Annotated in this window: 17 protein-coding genes; 10 read left to right on the top strand and 7 right to left on the bottom strand. The window is 47.4% G+C overall.

Annotation, left to right across the window (positions count from 1 at the left end):
* The first annotated feature begins 19 nt into the window (after positions 1-19).
* The 3 genes from F752_RS0100840 (at position 20) to F752_RS0100830 (ending at position 4,436) form a co-directional block, all read left to right on the top strand.
* On the top strand, positions 20-1,093 hold the full coding sequence (locus F752_RS0100840) for an agmatinase family protein (protein WP_017729826.1): 1,074 nt from the start codon (positions 20-22) through the stop codon (positions 1,091-1,093).
* 272 nt (positions 1,094-1,365) lie between these two features.
* The gene (locus F752_RS0100835) at positions 1,366-1,956 is read left to right on the top strand and encodes a hypothetical protein (RefSeq protein WP_017729825.1); all 591 of its coding nucleotides are present in this window, start codon (positions 1,366-1,368) and stop codon (positions 1,954-1,956) included.
* A 170-nt stretch (positions 1,957-2,126) separates the two neighbouring features.
* Positions 2,127-4,436, top strand: a complete 2,310-nt coding sequence (locus F752_RS0100830) for a Tex family protein (protein WP_017729824.1) — start codon at positions 2,127-2,129, stop codon at positions 4,434-4,436.
* Between the two features lie 551 nt (positions 4,437-4,987).
* Here F752_RS0100830 and F752_RS0100820 read toward each other — a convergent pair.
* Entirely contained in the window at positions 4,988-5,452 is a 465-nt protein-coding gene (locus tag F752_RS0100820) for a DUF7832 domain-containing protein (RefSeq protein WP_152424981.1), read from the bottom strand.
* A 136-nt stretch (positions 5,453-5,588) separates the two neighbouring features.
* Entirely contained in the window at positions 5,589-6,869 is a 1,281-nt protein-coding gene (locus tag F752_RS0100810; protein ID WP_017729821.1) for a nucleoside recognition domain-containing protein, read from the bottom strand.
* 116 nt (positions 6,870-6,985) lie between these two features.
* On the opposite strand from F752_RS0100810, the gene F752_RS0100805 reads away from it, so the two are divergent.
* Together F752_RS0100805 and F752_RS0100795 are read left to right on the top strand one after the other, a co-directional pair.
* Positions 6,986-7,513, top strand: a complete 528-nt coding sequence (locus tag F752_RS0100805) for a hypothetical protein (RefSeq protein ID WP_017729820.1) — start codon at positions 6,986-6,988, stop codon at positions 7,511-7,513.
* A 331-nt stretch (positions 7,514-7,844) separates the two neighbouring features.
* Positions 7,845-8,147 carry a GIY-YIG nuclease family protein gene (locus F752_RS0100795; protein WP_017729818.1) on the top strand — a complete coding sequence of 101 codons (303 nt, stop codon included), beginning with the start codon at positions 7,845-7,847 and terminating at the stop codon, positions 8,145-8,147.
* Between the two features lie 249 nt (positions 8,148-8,396).
* Here F752_RS0100795 and F752_RS0100790 read toward each other — a convergent pair whose 3' ends face one another.
* The 5 genes from F752_RS0100790 to F752_RS0100745 form a co-directional block, all read right to left on the bottom strand.
* Positions 8,397-9,101 (bottom strand): 16S rRNA (uracil(1498)-N(3))-methyltransferase, encoded by a 705-nt coding sequence (locus tag F752_RS0100790; protein WP_017729817.1) that lies wholly within the window; start codon positions 9,099-9,101, stop codon positions 8,397-8,399.
* Between the two features lie 262 nt (positions 9,102-9,363).
* Positions 9,364-11,043: a DEAD/DEAH box helicase gene (locus F752_RS0100785; RefSeq protein WP_026135421.1), complete on the bottom strand. Its 1,680-nt coding sequence runs from the start codon at positions 11,041-11,043 to the stop codon at positions 9,364-9,366.
* A 373-nt stretch (positions 11,044-11,416) separates the two neighbouring features.
* Positions 11,417-11,677 carry an acyl-CoA-binding protein gene (locus F752_RS0100780; RefSeq protein WP_040663910.1) on the bottom strand — a complete coding sequence of 87 codons (261 nt, stop codon included), beginning with the start codon at positions 11,675-11,677 and terminating at the stop codon, positions 11,417-11,419.
* Between the two features lie 461 nt (positions 11,678-12,138).
* Positions 12,139-12,438: a GIY-YIG nuclease family protein gene (locus tag F752_RS0100765; RefSeq protein WP_017729812.1), complete on the bottom strand. Its 300-nt coding sequence runs from the start codon at positions 12,436-12,438 to the stop codon at positions 12,139-12,141.
* Positions 12,439-13,564: 1,126 nt separating this feature from the next.
* On the bottom strand, positions 13,565-14,851 hold the full coding sequence (locus tag F752_RS0100745; RefSeq protein ID WP_017729809.1) for a citrate synthase: 1,287 nt from the start codon (positions 14,849-14,851) through the stop codon (positions 13,565-13,567).
* A gap of 831 nt (positions 14,852-15,682) precedes the next feature.
* Between F752_RS0100745 and F752_RS0100730 the strand changes: the two genes are divergently transcribed.
* The 5 genes from F752_RS0100730 (at position 15,683) to F752_RS23260 (ending at position 22,520) form a co-directional block, all read left to right on the top strand.
* Positions 15,683-16,468 carry a polysaccharide biosynthesis/export family protein gene (locus F752_RS0100730; RefSeq protein ID WP_152424980.1) on the top strand — a complete coding sequence of 262 codons (786 nt, stop codon included), beginning with the start codon at positions 15,683-15,685 and terminating at the stop codon, positions 16,466-16,468.
* A gap of 142 nt (positions 16,469-16,610) precedes the next feature.
* Positions 16,611-17,543 carry a GDP-L-fucose synthase gene (fcl, locus tag F752_RS0100725; protein WP_017729805.1) on the top strand — a complete coding sequence of 311 codons (933 nt, stop codon included), beginning with the start codon at positions 16,611-16,613 and terminating at the stop codon, positions 17,541-17,543.
* A gap of 172 nt (positions 17,544-17,715) precedes the next feature.
* The gene (locus F752_RS0100720) at positions 17,716-18,015 is read left to right on the top strand and encodes a GIY-YIG nuclease family protein (protein WP_017729804.1); all 300 of its coding nucleotides are present in this window, start codon (positions 17,716-17,718) and stop codon (positions 18,013-18,015) included.
* A 475-nt stretch (positions 18,016-18,490) separates the two neighbouring features.
* A complete protein-coding gene (gene gmd / locus F752_RS0100715) occupies positions 18,491-19,603 on the top strand; it encodes a GDP-mannose 4,6-dehydratase (protein ID WP_017729803.1) in 1,113 nt (370 codons plus the stop codon).
* Positions 19,604-20,183: 580 nt separating this feature from the next.
* Complete coding sequence (locus F752_RS23260; protein ID WP_017729801.1) at positions 20,184-22,520, top strand: GumC family protein; 2,337 nt, start codon at positions 20,184-20,186, stop codon at positions 22,518-22,520.
* Positions 22,521-22,572: the final 52 nt, after the last annotated feature.

Raw genomic sequence — 22,572 nt, 5'->3', positions numbered from 1 at the left:
GCTTGAATAATTTAAACAGATGTATAATAGCAAAGAAGAAGCAATAAAGAATTTTGATCCGAATGGAGTAGGGGCCGTTGGTACCCTTTTTGGTTTGCCTTTTACACCAGAGCAGGCACAGGTGGTAGTGATTCCGGTCCCCTGGGAAGTAACCGTTTCTTATAATTCCGGTACGGCTAAGGGCCCGGAGGCAGTGCTGGAGGCTTCCCCGCAGCTGGATTTGCATCAGCCCGATATTCCCGATGCCTGGAAAATGGGACTGGCCATGCTGCCGGTTTCTGAAAAGTGGCTCCATCGCAGCGACGAACTCAGGGCAAAAGCCGCTCATTATATCAAGGCACTGGAAGAAGATACTCTTTCAACCCAGCGGGAAGCTATCCGTAATTTGCCTGCCTCGGTAAATGAGGCAGGCGAGCAATTAACTGCCTGGGTAAAAAAAGAAGCCGTGGAGCTAATAGAGGCCGGCAAACTTCCTGTTGTACTGGGGGGCGACCATAGCACCCCACTGGGGCTTATGCAGGCTATTGCTGAAGAAAAGGGTGCTTTCGGTATCCTTCAAATCGATGCTCACGCCGACCTGCGCAAGGCTTACGAAGGCTTTACCTATTCCCATGCTTCCATTATGTACAATGCCCTTCAAATAAAGGAGGTAGAAAAACTGGTGCAGGTGGGAATCAGGGATATATGCGGAGCGGAAGTTCAACTGGCGCAGAAGGAAAAGGAGCGGGTAACTATTTTTTATGACCGGGCGCTAAAAGAGCAAAGTTATGAGGGAAAAACCTGGCAACAGCAGGTCCGGGATATATTAGAGCCGCTGCCAAAACAGGTATATGTAAGCTTCGATATAGACGGCCTGGATCCAAAGCTTTGCCCCGGAACAGGAACACCTGTGCCCGGTGGACTCGAATTTGAACAGGCCATGTACCTGCTGAAGGCGGTCGTGGAAAGTGGCCGAACCATTGTGGGCTTTGACTTATGTGAAGTAGCCCCTGGCTATTACAGTGACTGGAATGGAAATGTTGGCGCAAGGGTTTTATACCGGCTGGCAAACCTTGCAGGTGTTTCGAATGGATGGCTGAACCTGAAGAAGTAGTTTAGCCGGATAAAAATGAAGGAGGAGCACAGTCTTATAAAGGCTGTGCTTTTTTATTCATCAGCAAATAAAGGTTTTTCGTTGTTTTGGAATTTTATCATACATAGCGGAAGGAAATATAGTAGGTGGGTAGCAGCCTGAACGATAGAGATAAGTTATTCAATTAAATGAAATATTTTTTAAAGTATTTGTATTTAACGGGGCTATTGATTTAATTTGAGATTGAATAGCATGAATAATCTGCTGTTTTCTCTCATAATCTTTAGCCAAATATGAAAAGCTTACATGTTTATGTTTTTTTGTTTGGATCGGCGCTTTTCTCCTGCTTTTCTGTAAACGCCCAAACGGGGGTGCAGGAAAAAGTAGAACGTTACCTTTATACTTCTTACGATATTAATAAAACGACCCTTAAGGAAGGGGAGCGGGTACTGCAGATAATGGAAGAGAAATTAGATGCCTTTCTGTTTTCGATGGATAAGGCCACGGCAGCTACCATGAAGGTTAAGGAAAAAGAATTTGATGCTTTCCTGAGGCAGGTCGATGGAATTAAGGATGTGAAGAGGATGGAGCAATTGGTGGAAGATAGCAGGAGGAGTTATAAAAGCCTTATAGCAAATGTGCTGGAAAAAGGAGTAAAAACCGCCGGAGAGGCGCAGGACTGCCGGAAAGCGATAGTTTTTAAAATGATGGAAATGGACCTGCTAAGGGTAAAACAGGAAAAACTGGTTTTATTGCTGAAGGATGAACAGCTGAGAGGAAAGTTTATCAGTGGAATGGTGAGTAAAGGTTACCTGAACGAGCAGACGGATGTAAGGAGCATGATGGCTGCTGTGGATAAAAGCGTTTCCGAATATGAAATTTAATTAAAAGACAATTTAATACTCTAAATGGCACCTTTTCCCATAGGAAAAGGTGCTTTTTTATGGATGGCTTTTCGATAGGAGAAAATAGTTAAAAATCAAGAGTAAGGGGCATCGGGCTTTTTGTTATTTTTGTATGGTACACTCGCAAATCAGCAAAAAGTAAATAAAGAATGTCGCAAAATTATTCTGAAAAAATTGCTTCCGAATTGGGGATTTCAAACCGGCAGGTTTCCGCAACTATGGCCCTGCTGGAAGAGGGAGGAACGGTGCCCTTTATTGCCCGTTATCGAAAAGAAATGACCGGAAGCCTGGATGAAGTGGCTATTGCCGCCATCCGCGACCGTGCCGAACAGTTAAAAGAGCTGGACAAAAGGAGGGAAGCCATCCTGAAATCGCTTGAAGAGCAAAAGGTACTAACGGAAGAGCTCCGGGAAAAGGTAATGGGGGCCGAAACCATGGCCGTGCTGGAAGATATTTACCTGCCTTACAAGCCTAAAAGAAGAACCAAAGCCACCATTGCCCGTGAAAAAGGACTGGAGCCACTGGCTACAAAAATAATGGAACAGGGCAGTTTCGATCTGCAGGCAGAAGGAGGGAAGTTTGTGGATAGTGAAAAAGAAGTAAACAGTGCAGAGGAAGCGCTGGAAGGTGCCCGCCACATCATTGCCGAATGGATAAACGAAGATGCCACTGCCAGGAGCCGTATGCGTGAGCTGTACCTGAAGGAAGGAACTTTTCGTTCACGCGTAATGACGGGTAAGGAAGAGGAAGGAAAGAAATTCAAAGATTATTTTGAATGGGAAGAGCCTGTTTCAAAAGCCCCTTCACACAGAATTCTGGCCATGCGGCGTGGAGAAAAGGAACTGGTTTTGATGCTTGACATTGCGCCGGAAGAAGACAGAGCCATCCATTTACTGGAAGACCAGTTCGTAAAGGGAAGTAATGCGGCTGCGGAACAGGTGCAGCTGGCGGTAAAAGATGCTTACAAGCGCCTCCTGAAGCCTTCCATGGAAACTGAAATTCGCCTCAATACCAAAAAGAAGGCCGATGAAGAAGCTATCCGCGTATTTGCAGAGAACCTGAGAGAGCTGCTGCTTACCGCACCACTCGGGCAGAAAAGTGTTATGGCGATCGACCCCGGCTTCCGTACCGGCTGTAAGCTGGTGTGCCTGAATGCGCAGGGGAAATTACTGGAGTACCAGGCCATATTTCCTAATGAGCCGCAGCGGAAAATCGGGGAATCGGCCAATCTGCTATATACCCTTTGCGAGAAACATCAGATTGAGGCCATTGCCATCGGCAACGGAACTGCCAGCCGTGAAACCGAAAGCTTTGTCCGCAGCCTGAAACTGCCGGGAAATCCCCTGGTGGTCATGGTCAACGAAAGCGGAGCCTCTATTTACTCGGCTTCCGAAGTGGCCAGGGAAGAGTTTCCGGATCAGGACCTGACCGTCCGTGGTGCTGTTTCCATTGGTCGTCGCTTAATGGACCCGCTGGCGGAGCTGGTAAAGCTCGATCCAAAGTCCATAGGTGTAGGTCAGTACCAGCACGATGTAGACCAGGGGCAGCTTAAGCAGAGTCTTGACGATACCGTGATGAGCTGTGTAAACCGGGTAGGTGTAGAAGTAAATACTGCCAGTAAGCAGCTGCTTACGTATGTGTCTGGCCTGGGACCCAGCCTCGCCCAGAATATTATCAACTACCGGAATGAAAACGGCCCCTTTAAAGAGCGGAATGCGCTGAAAAAAGTCCCCAGACTGGGTGATAAAGCTTTTGAGCAGGCAGCAGGCTTTTTGCGGATCCACAATGCTGAAAATCCGCTCGATGGAAGTGCCGTTCACCCGGAGCGTTATGCCATTGTAAAGCAAATGGCCAAAGATGTAGGCTGCACCATTGATGAGCTGATGGCCAGCAAAGAAAAAAGAAGCCAGATCGAGCTTAAAAAGTATGTTTCGGATACGGTGGGTTTACCTACCCTGCAGGATATCCTCGCCGAGCTGGAAAAGCCGGGACGTGACCCCCGACAGCAGTTCGAAGCCTTTGCTTTTGAAGAAGGCGTCAATACCATCGACGACCTGAAGGTTGGGATGAAGTTACCCGGCATTGTAACGAACGTCACCAACTTTGGCGCTTTTGTCGATGTGGGTGTCCACCAGGACGGACTGGTGCATATCAGCCACCTGGCCGATCAGTTTGTGAGCAATCCTGCCGAAGTGGTGAGTGTACAGCAGCAGGTCATGGTTACCGTTGTGGAAGTGGATGTGCCAAGGAACCGTATCGGCCTTTCGCTGAAAAGTGATCCTTTTGCCGCTCCTGCCCCTAAAGGCAAAGGTTCCCGGAGTGGCGACTCCCGGAATGGCGATTCCCGGAATGGCGATTCCCGGAACAACAGCCGACGCAATAATGGCGGTGCGAAAGAGGAGGAAGGTGATATGGCGGCAATGCTTCAGAACCTCAAAAATAAATTCGGCGGCCGTTAAGAAGCAGGGCATAATAGATAAATAATGGTAAAAAAGAAGTGAAGCATTTGCGAGCCAATGCTTCACTTCTTTTTTACCAAATAATGAGCTTCCTTCAATAGATAATGGAGCTTATACTCCTTTTAGGAAGCCCCTTCCCGGTCAGGCGGCCCTCGCAGGAGCTAATCCTGTAGAGAAATTTGATAACTGAAGAAAAGCCCCTTTTTCATTCCCACTGGGGAAGTCTTATAAAGCACCACTTTTAAAGTGTAGCCCAAATGGAGCAGTAGAATAAAGTTCTTTTGCCCTATTTCACCTATTTGATCTTCTCTTTTACTCCTCAGATTCCCCGGGGGCCATGACAAGATGGGCTATTTCCGCCATAAGAAATTTTTCTACAATTAGCCCCAGGAGGGGATTCGCCCTGGCTTACAGCACTACATCTTATGGAATGAGCTTTGTCCAGTTTGGTATAGCAGGGATTTGATTCCCTCATGGAAGCAAAATAAAAAAGGCTGAGCTCCCGTACTGAGGCTCAGCCTTTTTTATATTTCTACAGTCACTGTTAATCATTAGTCACCAATCAGTTTTTGCCAGTCTGCAAAACGCTGGTCAATTTTCTTGCTGAGCTTTTCAAAATTCTCCCAGCTGTCCTTTACGTGGTAAATAGAAGGAAGGTCGGGGGCCAGCACGGTTTCATAATCTTTGCGATAGAGACCACCGCCATAGTAATAGTAGGTAAACATATTGCCGGTTTTATCGAACAACTCATGGCCCAGGTAGCCATCCCACATTTCGCTCAGAATGGTACAGCTAATCTCCCGCCGCTTAAAACGGATAACCTGTACAGCAGCTTCATCTTCGAAAAATTCAGAATAATGACCTGACTCAATCATCCACCCTAAAAACATACCAATATGTACATAGGCCTGCTCGATGGGCAGAGATTCAGGAAAGTTGCCAAGGAAATGGTTTTTGGCGTTATCGTAAATGTTTTTGTCCAAAGAAGAGGATGATTTATGGTTGAGTGCTTCCATTTTCATAGTTTTTGATAAGCAATAATTTCCGGCAGTGCAAATATTATTCTTCCATAGAGGTCAATAATAATAAAATTCATCGCCATTTGCTTAAAATAATTAGTTAATATTTTTGTTTTAGGGCTGCTTCCAAATCTTAACCAAAGAAAATATAAGCCATAAAAATGGCGGCAATAATTCCGGTAAGGTCCGCTATTAAGCCACAGACAATAGCGTGACGGGTATTTCGAATACTAACAGAGCCAAAGTAAACGGCAATTACATAAAAGGTGGTTTCCGTAGAACCCTGGAAAACAGAAGCAAGCTTGCCTGCAAAGGAATCGGCCCCGAAGGTTTCCATGGTTTCCACCATCAGGCCCCTGGAGGCTCCACCACTTAATGGCTTCATGAGGGCGGTAGGAAGGGCATCCACAAAACGGGTGTCCACTCCTGTAAGGCCTATGGCTACTCTAAGGCCCTCCATAATCAGGTCAAGGGCGCCTGAGGCTCTTAAAACCCCAATGGCCACCAGCATAGCCACCAGGTAGGGAATAATGTTTACCGCTACCGTAAAACCTTCTTTGGCTCCTTCAATAAAATTATCATACACATCTATACGTTTCCGGAAGGCCAGCACCACAAACACAATTATGATGGAGAACAGAATAAAGTTGCCTGCGAAAGTAGATACTTCTGCCACTTCATCCGGACTAAGCTGCATAAAATAAACGATAATACCGGCAATCAGTAAGGTGGCTCCTCCCAAATAAGCCAGTACCACCGGCTGAAGCAGGTTGAGTCGCTGGTAAAAAGAAACCGCTATTAAGCCGGCCAGGGTAGAGAAAAAGGTGGCCAGCAGGATGGGGATGAAAACATCGGAAGGGTTGGCAGCTTCCGCTGCCCCCCTCAGGGCCAGGATACTTATGGGAATGATGGTGAGCCCGGAGGTATTCAGTACAAGGAACATCACCTGGGCATTGGTGGCCGTATCTTTATGGGGGTTAAGTCCCTGCAACTCCCGCATGGCTTTAAGCCCCAGGGGAGTGGCGGCATTGTCCAGCCCAAGCATATTGGCCGAGAAGTTCATCAGCATGGAGCCATAGGCAGGATGGTTTTTGGGCAGATCAGGAAACAGCCTGTTGAAAAGAGGAGCCACCATTCGGGCCAGTACATTTACCGCCCCTCCGGCTTCACCAATTTTCATTATGCCCAGCCAGAGCGTCATCACCCCTATGAGGTATACTGCAATGTTTACACTGGTTTCGGCCATTTCGAAGGTACTTTTGACCATGGCAGAGAAAACCGTCAGGTCTGCCTTGTCGAAAACCCAGCCCCATTGTTCCAGTAAGAAATGGCGGAAGAAATAACCGATCACGCGCACGAGCGCCACCACAAAAGCTATCAGAAAGAAAAAGATCCAGATGTAATTTAACACCATAAAGGGCTGCCGTACTTGTTTTAAAATTCGGGAGCTTAAAGGTATAAAGAAACAACCAATGGAAAAATAAAAAGTAAACTGGTATCTGTCATGAAGATACGCTAATTTTGATCCGCATGAGAAAAAGAAAACACAGCCTTTTTTTACTACTGGCGAGCCTTCTTATCGGCCTCTCAGGCCTTCTATATGGCTGTTCGGATGATGCGGTTGAAGAACCTGCCCTTTTTACACCCGCTGAAATTCGCCGCCTGCTGGTGGGAGAAGGGGAGAAATTGTGGATTCAGCACAGCGAATATTACCTCGAAGACAGTTGCCGGACGGGTTATTTTGTTCGGTTTAGAGAAAATGCAAGGGAAAATACGAAGCTTCCCTTCCTGGCCGATTTTTACCGCGATACCACGGCCTGTAATGCGGGAGATACGATCTACCTGAGCCGCCAGGTGGTGGCGCTGAAAAGCCCGCAGTTTAATACCACGGATAGTCTTTTATTTATTGATGTACCTGCCGATACCACCCTTTTGCCCGACACAACGGTTCAGCTCATCAGGCTCCTGAGCAGTCAGCAACTTATTCTGGAAATACCTCAGGAGGGAGGGGAAAGTATTCTGCTGGAGTATGAGTTGGTGCAGGAAGTAGAGGAGTAGATTTTTTTTGCTTTTATTTCCCTCCTCAGCCATTTCTCTCACTGCTTTCTCCATTCCGAACGGAGCGTCCCTTACCGTCATTCCTTGCGAAGCTTTAGCGCAGACAAGGAATCTGCTGCCATGGAGGTAGAGATCCCGGCTCAAGGCCGGGATGACGTGGCTCAAGGCCGGGATGACGTGGCTCAAGGCCGGGATGACGTGGATCGGGATGACGGGAGATGGGCCGCGTAGGCCGGGAAGACTGGAGAGGGGGGTGAGGGCGCAGATAATATAATTAGGGAGAATCGTTGCCAGCTCGCAAACATTTCTTCCCTTCCGGCAATATCATAATATGACTGGCAAAGGTGGCTATATCTACATACTCACTAATAAAGGCAGAACCGTCCTGTATATTGGTGTAACTGCCAATCTTTATGCAAGAATTCAGCAACATAAAGATGGTTCCGGATCAGTTTTTACGCAGAGATACAGGTGCACAGATTTGCTCTACTATGAGTTTTATCCCTCTATCGAAGAGGCAATCCAAAGGGAGAAGCAGTTGAAGAACTGGAAGAGAGAATGGAAGGAGCAGTTGATTCAAAAGGTAAATCCTCTGTTAACTGACCTTTCGGGCGAAATTGAGGATATGCAGTAAAATTCCTCTTTGCCGTCATCCGTCAATACCGCCATTTCTCTCTCACTGTTTTCGTCATTCCCTGCGGTGCTTCTCTTACCGTCATTCCTTGCGGAGCTTTAGCGCAGACAAGGAATCTGCTGCCATGGAGGTAGAGATCCCGGCTCAAGGCCGGAATGACGTGATCGGAGCAAGCCTACCTAGGCCGGGCCGCGTAGGCTGGGAGGTGGGTAAGAAAGGAATGTAGCTGAAGGACAGTCATTGGTTTCTTTACTCATTCAGCAGATTTAAAATGTGGCAGGCGGCGATTCCGGCTGTCTCGGTGCGGAGCCTGCTTTTACCCAAACTTACCGGGATAAAACCTGCTTCACGGGCAGCAGTAATTTCTTCTGCGGCAAAATCTCCCTCGGGGCCAATTAAAACACAGGCCGGTGCTCCTGCTTTGGCTGCCTCTTTCAGGTGCTGTGGAATAGTTTCATCGACATAGGCAATAAAACGCTGGCTTTTGCTGGCTTCGCTATTCCGAATAAAGTCTTCGAGTTTTAGCAGTGGATGGATCCGGGGCATGCGGAGGTTGAGTGACTGCTTCATGGCACTGATGGCTTTCTTCTCCAGTCTGTCCATGTTTATCTTACTTCTTTCGCTATGCCGACACTGCAGGAGGCTAATTTCATCGATGCCGAACTCCATTGCTTTTTCCAGAAACCACTCCAGCCTTTCACTGTTCTTGGTAGGGGCAATGGCAATGTGTATGGCATAAGGTTTTTCTTCCGCTATTCGAAGCTGCTCTACTATTTCAAAGCTGCATCTTTTTGGTTGCTCACCCGTCAGGCGTGCGGTATACAGGCTTCCGTGCCCGTCCGTTACATGAATGATGTCTCCCGGTTGGTGGCGGAGTACCCGCTGGCAATGCTTTGCTTCTTCCTCCGGTAGCTGAAGGGTGTGGGGTAGGTCTGGCTGGTAGAATACTTGCATTTTTTATCGGCTATACAATGAACAGGATAATATTCCGGGCTTGTCACTGACGGGTGTCTGTTAACTCCTGTAGTCGGACACTTTCCAGTGCAAACATAAAAAAAGCTGCTGTTATTAAACAGCAGCTTTAAGGCTTTCATTCCTTTTCTTTATAGTGGAAAAAGGAATCAGGTAAAATGAAATTCCGGGTGATTAAAGTTTGAGGTGGTTTGTCCTTTCCTCATCCCAGGCAATCGCAGAATTTCCTTTCGTATGTTCTACTTTAGTTATCAGCCAGTTCTACATTCACTGATTTTCCTTTGATTTTCCGGCGGCTCATAATCTGGATGATTTTCTGAGCATCTTCGGCCGGAACATCTACGAAAGTAAATTTGTCGTAAATATCGATATCACCTACTTTTCTGCCAGGCAATCCTGTTTCGCCGGTAATGGCGCCCAGGAAGTCGGCAGGGCTCACTTTGGCTTTTTTACCAAGGTTAAAGAACAGGCGGGCCACATCTCCATCAGGGATAAAGTTGCTGTTTCCTTTTCCTCTGGCGGCTCCGCCACTGCGTTCATTGTTCCGTCCGTTGCTGCGGTCGTTGTTCCGCTCGCGGCCGTTAGAGCGTCCTTCCGATGGTTTTTCCAGCTTCAGGTCTTTGATGCGGGCTTCATTTTTCGCCAGTAATTTTTGGGCGAAGGCAGCTGCAATCTGGGTATAGTCATAACCTTCCTGGTAGAGCGCTTCCAGAATATGGTTGTACGCTTCCAGGTTTTCGTTCTCGAGCGTCTGGCGCATATCTTCCACAATCTTCTGGTGCTTCATTTTAAGGATTTCGCCTGAAGACGGAAGCTCATGACGGTTAACAGTCGCTTTGGTATAGCGTTCGATATCCTTCAGCTTGCCTCTTTCGCGCTTATCCACAAAGGTAAAGGCCTGTCCGGTGGTGCCGGCGCGGCCTGTACGGCCAATCCGATGTACATACTGCTCTGTTTCCTGCGGAAGGTCATAGTTGATAACAGCATCTACGCCTTTCACATCAATACCACGGGCAGCTACATCGGTGGCTACGAGAATGTTTGATGTGCCATTCCGGAATTTCGCCATCACCCGGTCGCGCTGTGCCTGGCTCAGGTCCCCGTGTAAAGCTTCGGCTCCCAATCCGGCTGCCTGAAGTTTTTCGACCAGCTCGTCGCACATCCGCTTGGTATTACAGAATACCAGCATCATATTTAGCTGATGAAGCTCAATCACTACCTGCAGCAGGTCAAACTTATCGCTTCTTCTTACTTCATAGTAAATCTGTTCGATACGCTCTACCGTCAGCTCCTTCATTTCCATCTTTACCAGCACAGGATCCTGCTGATACTTTTTGGTCAGCTCCAGGATAGGTTTTGGCATGGTAGCGGAGAAGAAGATCGTCTGGATTCCTTGCGGGGCATGGGTCAGGATGCTTTCAATGTCTTCGCGGAAGCCCATGTCCAGCATTTCGTCCGCTTCGTCCAGCACAAGCATCTGAAGGTTGTCCAGCTTAATGGTGCCGCGGTTCAGGTGGTCCTGTACACGGCCCGGTGTGCCGACAATAATCTGTACGCCACGCTTAAGCGCTTTAAATTGCTTATCAATAGATTCACCACCATATATTGCTAGGGTATTAAGCTTAGGGTGAAACTGAAGGATTTTCTTTAATTCGGTATTTACCTGTACCGCCAGTTCGCGGGTAGGGCAAAGTACCAGGGCCTGTATGGCCTTATTGGCAGGGTCGATACGCTCAGCCAGGGGAATACCAAAGGCAGCCGTTTTTCCGGTGCCGGTTTGGGCCTGACCAATGACGTCTTTACCCTCTAAAAGATGAGGAATTGCCTGGGCTTGAATAGGCGATGCCTGGGTAAAACCCATTTGTTGCAATGCCTGCATGGTAGCCGACGACAGGCCAAGATCCTCGAAATTAACGTTACTCATTCAATTGTATTTATGATAAATTAAGATTTTATTGCTCGGGAGGAGAATGTATAGAACGTCTTTCCCCGGTCCTGTTACCGCAGGGCGGCAGGACAAGAGAATCTGGTTCGAAAAGGGTTGGCTTTAAAGGAAGGGGTACTTCCGGAGGGCGTTGCCTGTACCAGCTAAGGATGTTCCACACATAATACTCTGAAGGATATTATATGGCCCAATCCATTTCGCTTAGTTAAAAACTCAGGCACTTAATATCTACTTCTTTTTTCGCTTCACAGTTTTATGCCGTAGGCTTTCGCCGCTGGTGCATAAAACTGTCCTGCATGATAACCATGCAGGACGGGGAATAATTCATTCGCTGTGCAAATGTATGAAATAATTATTGATTATTTGCAAGTCTTTCTACAAGTTTCACATACCCGTCCCGGGCCTCTTCGCCACTTTTGCCTTTTTGAGCCGCCCAGGCATCATATTTGGCAATGGCTTTAAAGTCAAAACCACCCGGTCGCTCTCCGCTCACATCGCCTTCGGTCGCCTGCTTAAAGAGGGCATATAGTAACAGAAGGTCATCATTGGAAGGGCGTTGGGGAAGTGTTTTTGACTGTTGAACAGCCGCCTCGAATTGTTCTGGTGTAGCCATGGTATAGTAATTAAAAATGATCAATTAGAAATTATGAATTCTGGTGGGTGAATATACAGAAAATATAGTATGCATGCAGACTAAGTGCAGAAAAATAATAGAAGGAGGGAAAGGCAGCCATATCCTGCACAATTAATTCTTCTCCTGCTATGCCGGTTTTTACCATTTAGGAGTAGAAGTTCTTTTTCCTGCCGATGGCTTTTCTAGCCCTCCTTCGGGGGTGACAAAGTGGATTCTCTTTCTGCAATAGGCTTTTTAGGGAGCAGTTGTTCAACTGGCGGAAAGGAACCAAAGGAACCACTGCTAAATTATGGACACTATTGAAGGAGACCTTTCCTTTGTCATCCCGCCGGGCCGCGGAGGCAGGGGATCTGAATGGGTAAAGGATGAGCAGAAGAGGATACTTAGGAAAGAAGGAAACCCTCACAAAAAAATCCGGTAAAACCCGAAGCAGCACTTGCTCATTCATTCACATTCAGAAAATTCCACTCCGGATTAAACTCGCTAATTAAATCCTCTTTCTGCTGCCTGCTGTAGCCCTTTATTTCCTTCTCCCGTTCAATCGCATGTTGTACGTATTGGTGTCTTTCATAATAGAGGAGGCAATAACAGAAATAACTTCCGGCAAAAGTTTCTTTCTTTCCTCTGTTGGCGTAATGCTGCTGGAGGCGAGCCGTCAGATTGTTGGTCATGCCGGTGTAAAGCACGGTCTTTTTAGGATTGGTTGTGATATAGACGTAGTAATTATGCTGCCTGCTCATTAATCCCTTCTGTTCTCTTTTCTAAAATGACTGGAAAGGAATGACGAAGGTTTGAGTTTCTAATGAAAGAAGTAAAGGAGCTGCTCTGACCAGGTATTTCTTGCTAAATAAGCAGATTGGTCATTCACCCGGGCCGCACAGGCAGGGAAGCTAGCGCTGTTTATATAAAGGAAGCGCTTCTATGGGGAAAGGGAAGGTTTTTCTTCTTTCTTTCTCTTCAATTCTTTTTCAAACCGATACTTCTTTAGATCCCCTTCGGGGATGACAAGGTGGCTTAGAATTCCTCAGGTTAGCCGTTCTGAAAAAGAAGCTTTGTCTGTCATTATAACATTGAACCGGTTTAAAGAAAAATTAATTGAATATGAGCATCTCACCTATTGTCCTTCCCCGGGCCGCGCAGGCAGGAAATCTTATTCGCTTCTCCTTACTTTTGAAACCCTTTTAGAGGAGGGGGTAGGCGGAGTAAGAGTGGTTTTGTTGACCATTTACACCTGACTCTTCATGGAAGTCTCACCAGCTCCCCTGGCGGGGATGACAAGGTGGCTAGGTTTTCTCTGGCTGTCATTACGAGGGAAGGAGGTGCGACTGAGCGTGGCAACCTTCTAACTTAAAACAGGGGCCAATAAATAGCTTCTCCCTCTTGTTCCATTGCCGGAATCAGGTGATTGCTATAGCCTCTTTCCCCGGCGCCACTAACGCCCTGGTATGGACACTGGTTAAAAAACATTTCCCTTCCTATTGAACCAAAAACCTATACGCCCTCCGCCCGCATAAAAGCTCCCCGCTGGCAGGAGGCTCCGCCTCGGGTTTGTTATCAGCTTCAAGTCTATAGTTTTCATTTGCCCTGACCCGGGGCCCTTATAAGGCTTACCACGAGCATAGCTTTCCTTCTCGTCCTCCCATATCGTAGAGCATAATTTCCCTCACCGTCATTCCTTGCGGAGCTTTAGCGGAGACCAGGAATCTCTTCCGGTTATCCTTCTTTTGCCTGCTGTGCAAAATAGACCTGAACAAAAGGGCTTCTTATACCAAGAGAATCAGGAGGAGAAATTCTTCCCTCTCCTCTGCATGCATACAAAAAAAGCCCTGAATTTCTCCAGGGCTCTTCCATTACAGAAAGTATTTTTTAACGCTTATTCAGGTCAACGTACTCGCGCAGCTGTGGACCGGTGTAAATCTGGCGTGGGCGACCGATTGGCTCGCGGTTCTCGCGCATCTCTTTCCACTGGGCAATCCAGCCGGGGAGGCGACCCAGGGCAAACATCACCGTAAACATTTCAGTAGGGATACCGATGGCGCGGTAGATAATACCTGAGTAGAAGTCAACGTTCGGGTACAGCTTGCGCTCCACGAAGTACTCATCGTTCAGGGCAGTTTCTTCCAGCTTCTTGGCAATCTCCAGAATCGGGTCGTTGATACCCAGCTTGTTCAGCACATCGTCGGCTGCCTTCTTGATGATTTTGGCACGTGGGTCGAAGTTTTTGTATACCCGGTGGCCAAAACCCATCAGGCGAAATGAATCGTTCTTGTCTTTTGCCTTGGCAATAAACTTGGCAGTGTCGCCACCATCGGCTTTAATCTGCTCCAGCATTTCAATTACCGCCTGGTTGGCACCACCATGGAGTGGTCCCCAGAGGGCATTGATACCGGCAGAAATCGCAGAGTACAGGCTGGCCTGCGAAGAGCCTACAATCCGAACCGTAGAAGTAGAGCAGTTCTGCTCGTGGTCGGCATGCAGGATGAGAAGCTTGTCGAGGGCAGAAGCGACCACAGGGTCCACTTCGTAATTATCGGTTGGCAGACCAAACATCATACGCAGGAAGTTAGAGCAATAGTCCAGCTTGTTATCAGGATAAATAACCGGGTGGCCCATTTCGTTTTTGTACGACCAGGCCGCGAAAGTCGGCATCTTCGCCAGTATGCGGATGATGCTCAGGTTCACTTCATCCCAGCTGCGGTTTGGATCGAGCGATTTAGGATAAAAAGCTGTTAGCGTACACACCAGGGAAGAAAGAACACCCATCGGGTGCGCATTGGACGGGAAGCCATCCAGAATTTTTTTAATGTCTTCGTGGACAAGGGTGTGGAAAGTGATTTCCTGGCGGAATTTGGCGAAAGCCTCGGCGCTGGGAAGGTCTCCGTAAATCAGGAGGTAAGCCACTTCCAGGAAGGTAGAGCGGTCGGCAAGGTCTTCGATGCTGTATCCGCGGTAACGGAGAATTCCTTTTTCGCCATCCAGAAAAGTAATGGCACTCTGCGTGGAGCCGGTATTCTTAAAGCCGGGGTCCATGGTAATGAGCCCGCTCTCCGCCCGAAGGTTGCTTATTTGAATGCCCTGCTCGTTTTCAGAGCCTGTTATGACCGGTAGCTGATAAGTGTTTCCGTTAAACTTTAACTCTGCGGTATCTGACATATCTCAAAAGTTTATATATAAAATTTTTCAGGAGCGAATATACTATAAAAAAAGTGTTTTTTTGAATTTGTTACGCGCTTCAGCTGCAAAAATGGCGATTTTTCCTGCTTTCTCAAACGTTTGTCCTGCTTCATTTCAGCATTCCTGCCGGTTCTTTCTCCGTCCCTTCTTCTAAAAATATTCCTAAAAAGGTGAAAGTCAGTAAATTCTACCGAATCCTCATCATGAGCGCTGTCCTTTTAGGTAAAAGGAAAGAAGGTGAAATTGTTTTGCTTATGAGGTATGAGGTATGAGGTATGAGTCGTGAGACGGGAGTCGGGAGATGTGAGTAATGGCGCGACGGGCTCGCAATAGCAGGAAAGTCTCCCTTGTATAAAATCACCAATGGCGACCTCCTGAATAGGAGTAGAATTAAAACCACTGAATAAATCCCCCGCTCAGCAGGCAGTCCGGGACGCGCAGTCCGGGACGCGTATTTGCCTTTGACCTGAAAATGACAGAATAAGCCTATTTTACCCGCAGGGAATCTAAGGATGTTTCTCCTGTAAGGAAAAACCTGGAGAGGGAAGAGCAATTAATTTTTAGCCTTTCTGCTAACTTTGTAATCTCCAGATGCCCTGCGGGCATGACAAGGCTGGCTATCTCGCCTGGAACATACATCATCTTACCACCGCTTCCCACCCGACCTGCTCAGCCTGCACGATCTAGGTCATCCCCGCGCAGGCGGGGATCTCCTTCCCATGGGCGGTACAACAATAGAATTGCAGTACCTGCCGTTGGGGAATGGTGATATAAAATAGTATATTTGGCCGCTCAAATAAGTATAAATTCATGTACAGGTTACTAGTCGGACTTCTGTTGCTGACCCTCTTCTCCCAATGTGTTCCGGTAAGGAAACAAACCTATTTGCAGGAAAGGCCCGGAGAGCTGAATAATTATCCCAAAGATACGGTAGTCAAAACCCTGTATGCAGGAGATTATGCCTATTCCCTGCAGCCGGGCGATATACTGTCTATTAAAATTGCCAGCCTTACCCCTGAAGAATACGACTTTTTCAGCCAGGCGGGGAGTACAGGTGCGGAAGGAGAGGATCCGCTCTTATCGGGTTACCTGATCGACCCGGATGGTAATATTGAACTGCCCGTGGTAGGGGAGATCGAACTACAGGGGCTCAGCCTTCCGGAGGCCAGGCAAAAAATATTCCAGGCCGTAGATGGCTACCTTAAATCTCCTACCGTACGGGTTAAACTCCTCAATTTCAATTATACGGTGCTGGGAGAAGTGGCGCAGCAGGGCACCTTCACGACCTTCGACCCCAAATACAGCATCATGGAAGCCGTAGGGAATGCCGGCGGCCTGAGTGAGTATGCGGACAGGGCCAACGTAAAGATCGTGCGTCGAATGGGGGAGCAGGTGGATATTGCCTTTGTTAACCTGCTGGATGACGAGCTCATTGAATCGCCTTACTTCTACCTGAAGCCCAACGACCTCATCATTGTCAGACCACTCAAGGCCAAAACCTTTAATACCTTTACTGCCCGGAACATTGCCCTTGGAATTTCCCTTCTTACCTCCCTTACGCTGATCTTTCTCCGCTTTGGGCCAGGGGGAAATTAAGGAAGATGAAGGGTCCGCGCAGAGCGCGCAAATTCTTTTCGCAAGGTCGCTAAGGAAAAATAAAAATACTTCTCTGCGGCTTTTGGGAAAACATCCGCGGACTTCTCGTGAAATAAGCGTGAAACTGTTACAATAATTGATTATGCATAAAGATTCGAAAATATACATTGCAGGCCATCGAGGGATGGTGGGAGGGGCCATCAAGCGTGCACTTGTTAAGCGGGGCTTCAAAAATATTCTTGTCCGAAATTCAAAAGAACTGGACCTGCGGAACCAGGCAGCTGTTCATCAATTCTTTGCGGAAGAAAAACCGGATTATGTATTCCTGGCAGCGGCCAAAGTAGGGGGCATACTGGCCAATAACACCTACCGGGCTGAATTCCTCTACGACAACCTGATGATCGAGTCCAATATCATTCATGCCTCCTGGCAGCAGGGGGTGCGAAAGGTGATGTTCCTGGGCTCCAGCTGCATCTATCCTAAAATGGCTCCTCAGCCGCTGCGGGAAGAGTATCTGCTCACCGGGCCGCTGGAGCCCACCAATGAGCCCTATGCCATTGCCAAAATTGCCGGCATCAAGCTGTGCGAGGCCTACCGCGACCAGTATGGCTGCAACTTTATATCGGTCATGCCTACCAACCTCTATGGCTATGGCGATAATTACCACCCGGAAAATTCCCATGTGCTGCCCGCCCTTATTCGTCGTTTCCACGAAGCAAAGGAACAGCAGCTGCCGGAGGTGGTGGTGTGGGGTACAGGAACGCCCCGCCGCGAGTTTCTCTTTGCCGACGATCTGGCCGATGCCTGCCTCTTCCTGATGGAACATTACCACGAAAAAGAGCTGGTGAATATCGGTACGGGAGAAGATATTCCCATTGGAGAACTGGCCCGGCTGGTGAGGAATATTGTCGGCTATGAGGGACATATTTCCTTCGATACTAGCAAACCCGACGGCACACCTCGTAAGCTCATGAATGTAAGGAAGTTGCACGATCTTGGCTGGAAACATTCCACTCCGCTTAAGCAAGGTATAGAAGCTGCTTATCAGGACTTTAAGCAGAATTACCTGGAGTAGATTTTTATGTAAGAAAAAATGGTTTTTGCCGGGAATATTTTCCTGCCTAAGGGTGCAAAAAGTTTCAGGAAGGGCTAAATTGCGGGGGTGAAGCTTCCCGCCAAGGACGCAAAGTTTTGCGCGAAGGGCGCAAAGGCTGATATGAACCTGATAATTATGTTTCTACAAATCCATGAGCCATCATAATTATTATATCTATTTCCTGATGAATTCTGCTAAAACAGGTTTTTACACTGGCGTGACAAATGGCCTGCGGAATTGTCTTGACCAGCATTTCAGTGAGAGAGGGGAAAGAAGGAAACCTTTGCAGGAAAAATATTTCTGTTTCCACCTGGTTTATTGGGAAAGGCATCCAAATGTGCTGGATGCAATTAGGAAGGAAAAAGAAATAAAAGGCTGGCGTCGGGAAAAGAAGGTGAAATTGATTGAAGACTTCAACCCTGAATGGAAGTTCCTGAACGGGGAGGTGTAGTAAAAATATAATGGCGGAATTGTCATCATTAATGGTCTGGTCATTTATCAATGGTCTGTCATCCCGACCAAAGGAGGGATCTTTCCCAACCAGAAGCTTGACGGAAAATCCTGAGTGAGAAAGATCCTTCGCCTTTGGGCTCAGGATGACAAGTAGGGGTGAAGGTAGTAAAGAAATGGAATAGTAGGTCTCCGATGGTCTGTCATCCTCTTAAATGTATTGTCATCCCGACCTTAGGAGGGATCTTTCCAGGTCGGTAGCACCATTGAAGCAGAGGCGAAGAAAGAGGTTTTGGGGACGCTTAGTCGCCTTCATTCCTCAGGATGACATAAAGGAGCGTTGAGTACTAAGTTGAGTACTAAAGAATTGAAAAATAGAGATTAATAAAAGAGATAAACACACATGTGCGGCGAGAAAACTTTGCGAACTTTGCGTAAACCCCTACATTCGCCCTCTGCGTGAACCACAACATTATATGAAGACTGCTTTAATCACCGGTATCACCGGACAGGATGGTGCTTACCTGGCGGAATTGTTAATCAAAAAGGGCTACATGGTGCATGGCCTCAAACGCCGCTCCTCCCTTTTTAATACTGACCGTATCGACCACCTGTACCAGGACCCGCATGAGCAAAACCTCAGGCTGAAGCTGCATTATGGCGACCTGACGGATTCCACCAACCTCATCCGTATCATCCAGGAAGTGCAGCCGGATGAAATTTATAACCTGGCCGCCATGAGCCATGTTAAGGTTAGCTTTGATACGCCGGAATACACGGCCAATGCCGATGGTCTGGGTACGCTACGGGTGCTGGAAGCGGTGCGAATATTAGGATTGACCAACAAAACCCGTATTTACCAGGCTTCTACCTCCGAACTTTATGGTTTGGTACAGGCGGTACCTCAAAGCGAAAAGACACCCTTCTATCCCCGCTCGCCTTATGCAGTGGCCAAGTTGTACGGCTACTGGATTACGGTCAACTATCGTGAAGCCTATGGCATGTATGCCTGCAACGGTATCCTCTTCAACCACGAATCGCCCATCAGAGGGGAGACCTTTGTGACGCGTAAAATCACCCGTGCCGCTGCCCGTATCGCTTTAGGTATGCAGGAAAAAATGTTCCTGGGCAACCTCGATGCGCAGCGCGACTGGGGCCATGCCAAAGACTATGTGGAAGCCATGTACAGGGTGCTGCAGGGCGATAAAGCCGATGATTATGTAATTGCGACCGGCATTACCACCAGGGTGCGGGAATTTGTGCGCATGACTTTCGGAGAGCTTGGCATTGAAGTGGAATTTAAAGGAGAAGGCGTAGAGGAAAAAGGCTATGTAAAAAGCAGCAGCAGCGGCCTGTATCCCTTACCTGCAGGACAGGAAATTGTAGCCGTCGATCCGCGTTATTTCCGCCCGACAGAGGTGGAACTGCTGATTGGCGATGCCACCAAAGCCAGGGAAGAGCTGGGCTGGAAACCAAAGTACGACCTCCCTGCCCTTGTAAAAGATATGACCCGTTCAGATCTGGAACTAATGCAGCGCGAAAAACATTTGATGGATTCGGGGTATAAAACGTTTAATTACTACGAATAAAAAGTTCTTCGCAAAGGGAGCGGAGATGAGAGCTGTAGTGTCTCTTTCTTCAATGGTTTGACATCCCGACGGAGGCGGGCGCCGCGCGAAGCGATCATTCTAAAATGGAAGTACCCATGAAGCCGAAGCGAAGAAAGATCCTTCAGGTCGGCTTCAGGATGACAATAAAGGAGAGGTTAGTAAAGAAACAAAAAAGTATAATCCCCAATGGTGTTGTCATTGCGAGCGCAGCGCGGCAATCTCCTGAATGGGAGAAGGCTTTTTGACTGCTGAATCCTCAACTTAAATGGTTTGACCTCCCGATGAAAGCGGCCCCCACAGGGGAGTCGGACGCGGTTCCCCAATGGTTCACGCCAGACCGGGACCGTTGCCGGACCTTTCCAAGATGGAAGCACCAGTGAAGCCGAAACGAAGAAAGATCCTTCCGCTATGGCGTCAGGATGACATAAGTGGGGGAGGGAGGTAAGGACATTTGTGAAGTAGGAAAGTGATAGGAATAACACTTAAAAAGAAGCCGAAATTCTATACATTTGCAAGTCAGGAAAAATAAGTTCCACAATAAATAAACGATTAGGGATCATTGCAAACCATTAAAAAACAGGATGACGCACTGGCGGATCTGAAAAAGTTTCTCTTTTTCGTGCTTAAATACTGGTATGCTGTAATCGCCTGCCTGGTGGTAGCTTTATGTGCTGCATTTCTGGTAAACAAATACTCTCATAGAATATACCCGGTGAGCATGTCGATTTATGTAAAGGAAGAGCCTGGCCTTGATAACTCTGCCGCCATCCTCTATGCCAACAACCCGCTCCTGCAGGGGAACCCTAATTATTATAATGAACCTTACCTGATCAAGGCCGACCCTGTGATGCTGGAGGTGGTGGAAAAGCTGGATTTCCACATCGCTTTCTATAAAGAAGGAAGGGTTAAAACCACCGAAATTTATCCGAGGCCGGAAATAAGCATCCAGCCTATTGAGGAATCTGAACTCCCTTTCGGGCAGTCTTTTGTGTTTATGATTGCCGATGCTGAAACGTTCTATCTCGCACCGCAGCGGGAGGAAGATGAACAGCCATTAGGCGAGGCGGATAAATTCTCTTTTGGGGTTCCATTTCAAATCAGTGGGAAGACCATCCTCATTTATCCCCTTCCCGGGCTCGAAAACAGCCAGTTTATCAACAACCGCCTCGTTCTCCAGTTTTCGCACCCGGTTGCCGTAGCCCGCTCTTATGGGAGCCGACTTCAAACTTCCTGGACGGCAGAAGGAGCCTCTCTCCTTGATTTAACCATTTATGGATCTACCCCACAGAAAGGGATTGACTTTTTGAATACGCTGGCGGATACTTATATTCAGCAGAATACCCGTAATAAAACAGAGAATGCTTCCAGAACAATTGAATTTATTTCGGATCAGTTAGAGGGGATTTCAGATTCTCTTAGCAAGATTGAAACAAATCTGGAAAACTTTAAGCGGGATAATCTTGGGGTGAACTTAAGTGCCGAGTCCACCGTCCTGCTCGAACGATTAAACGAATTGGAGGTAAGCCGAGGGCAATACCGGATTCAGCAACAGTATTATGATTACATCCAGGATTACATCCGGAAAGACCAGGAGGGGGAGCCGGTAGTTCCTGCCACTGTAGGGATTACAGATGAAGTTCTAAATAACCTTGTTATCCAGTTAGTGAACTTGCAAATGCAAAGGAACCAGGTGAAAGAAGCATCTAGTGTAGAAAATCCTTTCCTTTCTGGTATAACTAACCAGATTATTGATGTAAAGGAAAATATTGCAGAGTATGTAGAAAACCTGCGGGCGAACCTGGTGATAAGTCAACAGGATGTCAATAAAAGGATTGCCCGCCTGGAAGGGGAAATGGAAGCTTTACCAAAGGTAGAAAGGGAGTATGTTAACATAAGGCGGATGTACGAGCTTAGCGAAGATCTGTACCTCTTCCTGATGCAAAAAAAAGCAGAAGCAGGCATTACCAAAGCCTCTACCACCGCCAGTATACGGGTAGTGAACCCCGCCAAACTGATAGGTGGACCGATTTCCCCCAATGTGCAAAAAAATTATGTTGTCGCCCTTGCCGGGGGCTTGGGTTTACCCATCGGCATCCTGTTCCTCTTCTTTTACTTTAATGACCGCATCCGCTATAAAGATGATTTAACGGCCCTCAGCAGCATCCCATTCCTTGGAACTATTGGCCATAACCCTACTAATACCAATTTAGTAGTGGCAGAAAAGCCGCGCTCTGCCGTGGCGGAATCTTTCCGTTCGGTACGGTCCAACCTGCAGTTTTTCACGAAGAATAAAGAAAGCGGCTGTAAAACTTATTTGCTTACCTCCTCTGTAAGTGGAGAGGGAAAAACCTTTTGTTCTGCCAACCTGGCAACGGTATACGCCTTTAGCGGGAAAAAAACGCTTATTTTAGGCGGTGACCTACGGAAGCCCAAAGTATTTGAAGGCTTCCAACTGAATAATGACATTGGGCTGAGCAATTACTTAAGTGGGCAGGCCCTCCTGACGGAAATTATTCAGCAAACCAATATCCCTAATCTTTACCTTATTACAGGAGGACTTATTCCACCTAATCCATCAGAGCTACTGATGAGCCATGAAATGCAGGAACTGATGAACTTGTTGAAGGAACAGTTTGATATCATCGTACTGGATTCACCGCCAATTGGCTTAGTTACCGATGCATTGGTGCTGACTCCCTATTCCGATCATACAGTTTTCCTGGTTCGGCAGAATTATACCAAGGCCGAGCATATCAAATCGTTACAGGAAATGTATGAAACAGGGAAAATTGCCAATGTAAGCCTCTTATATAACGACCAAAAATTGAATCGGTATGGGTATGGGTATGGGTATGGGTATGGGTATGGATCCGAAAGTCCATACTATACTGAATAGATTAGGCAGCTAAGTGGTGGAATACTAAATGAAGCTGGATGAAAAGTATTTA

This window comes from Nafulsella turpanensis ZLM-10 (assembly GCF_000346615.1).
GTDB classification, from domain to species: Bacteria; Bacteroidota; Bacteroidia; order Cytophagales; family Cyclobacteriaceae; genus Nafulsella; species Nafulsella turpanensis.
Note: the sequence above shows the minus strand (reverse complement) of the source record. Positions and strands in the feature narration are given on the sequence as shown.

Excerpts from the sequence above, each read along its gene's own strand:
- F752_RS0100840 (WP_017729826.1), top strand. The coding sequence starts at position 20 with ATGTATAATAGCAAAGAAGAAGCAATAAAGAATTTTGATCCGAATGGA.
- F752_RS0100835 (WP_017729825.1), top strand. The coding sequence starts at position 1,366 with ATGAAAAGCTTACATGTTTATGTTTTTTTGTTTGGATCGGCGCTTTTC.
- F752_RS0100830 (WP_017729824.1), top strand. The coding sequence starts at position 2,127 with ATGTCGCAAAATTATTCTGAAAAAATTGCTTCCGAATTGGGGATTTCA.
- F752_RS0100820 (WP_152424981.1), bottom strand. The coding sequence starts at position 5,452 with ATGGAAGCACTCAACCATAAATCATCCTCTTCTTTGGACAAAAACATT.
- F752_RS0100810 (WP_017729821.1), bottom strand. The coding sequence starts at position 6,869 with ATGGTGTTAAATTACATCTGGATCTTTTTCTTTCTGATAGCTTTTGTG.
- F752_RS0100805 (WP_017729820.1), top strand. The coding sequence starts at position 6,986 with ATGAGAAAAAGAAAACACAGCCTTTTTTTACTACTGGCGAGCCTTCTT.
- F752_RS0100795 (WP_017729818.1), top strand. The coding sequence starts at position 7,845 with ATGACTGGCAAAGGTGGCTATATCTACATACTCACTAATAAAGGCAGA.
- F752_RS0100790 (WP_017729817.1), bottom strand. The coding sequence starts at position 9,101 with ATGCAAGTATTCTACCAGCCAGACCTACCCCACACCCTTCAGCTACCG.
- F752_RS0100785 (WP_026135421.1), bottom strand. The coding sequence starts at position 11,043 with ATGAGTAACGTTAATTTCGAGGATCTTGGCCTGTCGTCGGCTACCATG.
- F752_RS0100780 (WP_040663910.1), bottom strand. The coding sequence starts at position 11,677 with ATGGCTACACCAGAACAATTCGAGGCGGCTGTTCAACAGTCAAAAACA.
- F752_RS0100765 (WP_017729812.1), bottom strand. The coding sequence starts at position 12,438 with ATGAGCAGGCAGCATAATTACTACGTCTATATCACAACCAATCCTAAA.
- F752_RS0100745 (WP_017729809.1), bottom strand. The coding sequence starts at position 14,851 with ATGTCAGATACCGCAGAGTTAAAGTTTAACGGAAACACTTATCAGCTA.
- F752_RS0100730 (WP_152424980.1), top strand. The coding sequence starts at position 15,683 with ATGTACAGGTTACTAGTCGGACTTCTGTTGCTGACCCTCTTCTCCCAA.
- fcl (WP_017729805.1), top strand. The coding sequence starts at position 16,611 with ATGCATAAAGATTCGAAAATATACATTGCAGGCCATCGAGGGATGGTG.
- F752_RS0100720 (WP_017729804.1), top strand. The coding sequence starts at position 17,716 with ATGAGCCATCATAATTATTATATCTATTTCCTGATGAATTCTGCTAAA.
- gmd (WP_017729803.1), top strand. The coding sequence starts at position 18,491 with ATGAAGACTGCTTTAATCACCGGTATCACCGGACAGGATGGTGCTTAC.